The organism is Bradyrhizobium sp. PRIMUS42, assembly GCF_023006515.1.
In the GTDB taxonomy this organism is placed as follows: Bacteria; Pseudomonadota; Alphaproteobacteria; order Rhizobiales; family Xanthobacteraceae; genus Bradyrhizobium.
In genome coordinates this window covers 1-1,322 of record NZ_JALBGZ010001143.1, presented here as the reverse complement: position 1 = coordinate 1,322, position 1,322 = coordinate 1, and the positions used below count along the sequence as shown (strand labels likewise).

Below are 1,322 nucleotides of genomic sequence, written 5' to 3'. Positions count from 1 at the left end.
CACCGGCTGCACGCTCACCGATACGGCGGCGGGGCAGGTGGAGACGATCCTGTGCGCCGACGGCCAGTTGTCGCGCTTCGCGACGCCGCGCCTGCCCATCCGCCCCTACGGCACCGGCGATCTCCTCAATGGTCTGATCGCGGCCCACTTGGCCAAGGGCCAAGCGATCGAGACCGCAGTGCGGCTTGCGGTCGAGACGATTTTTGCGGTGCTGGTGCGCACGCAGGATGCGGGCACGGCCGAGATGCGGCTGGTACCGTTGCCGGGCCGCGCGACGTAACGGTCTCAGGTCGCGCGCTTGCCGGTCGATTGCGCCGATTTCTGCGGCTTCGCGGGACCCCTCTGCTCGCGTGCGGCCTGGGCCTTTGGTGCTTTTGCGTGGGCCGCTGCGCGCACCACCTTCTTGTTCTTGGACTTCACGCTGGCGACTTGCTTTCCGTCGCCCGTGCCACGGCGCGAGATGTATTCCTGGCCGTCGACCGGGCCGACATGCGGCGGATCGCGGCCGAGATAGGGCCGGCCGATGCCGTATGCCTTGCCGTTGGCGTCGACCCACTTCCACAGGATTTCGGTCGAGACCCAGCGCTGCGCGCGGTTGTTCCCCTGGGTGCTGACGATATCGGCCGCCATGCCGTGGCCGTAGCCGCCGCGCGTGCTGCCGCCATGATAGGAACGGTCGGAGGCGGCCTTCAAGCCGCTCGCGATCGACTGGCGATAGTCGTCGCGGAACGCACTGGTGATTCCGGGCGAGAGGCCGGCGGCTTCCGCGGCGAGCAGCGTGCGAAACAGCTTTCGCTTGAAGCTCTTGTCCATGCCGCCGATGACATAATCCATCATCGGCATGCCGGCGTGCTCGGCCGCCTTTGGATCCTTCCAGCCGAAATCCTGGTCGACCAGCTTCGTGAAGCTGCGCATCACCGTGACTGTCTTGCCCTTGCGCTTGACGGTGACGGCGCGGCGCTCCTGGACCTTGATCGAGTCCTCCTTTGCGGTGCGCTGATAGAGCGTCCAGAGATAGCGATCGATGCAGGCGTCCATGACGAAGCATTCGTCGAGGACGGCGACGGTGTCGGCCGGAGGTGATGCCTTGCTCACAGGCGTAAGGGGGCCGCTGGCGATCGCCGCGGGGGACAGTGCGTCCGTCGTTACGATCTCGGTGGGATCGGCAGATGCCAGTTTCACGGGCTCCGGTGCAGCGGCCGGCGTAGCCTCGCTGACGAGGGGCTCTGGTTCAGGCGATATCTGCGGCGCGGCTGGTGCCTCCGTCGGCAGTATCAACGCCGGATCGGCCGCGGCGAGCTTGACGGCGGGGGCGGGCGTCT

General features: G+C 67.2%; 2 protein-coding genes. One reads left to right on the top strand and one right to left on the bottom strand.

What is annotated here, in order from left to right:
* A partial coding sequence (locus MOV75_RS38440; RefSeq protein WP_247008047.1) for a bifunctional hydroxymethylpyrimidine kinase/phosphomethylpyrimidine kinase occupies positions 1-280 on the top strand: 280 nt, incomplete at its 5' end.
* A gap of 5 nt (positions 281-285) precedes the next feature.
* Here MOV75_RS38440 and MOV75_RS38435 read toward each other — a convergent pair.
* On the bottom strand, positions 286-1,322 hold a 1,037-nt coding region (locus MOV75_RS38435), incomplete at its 5' end, for a hypothetical protein (protein WP_247008046.1).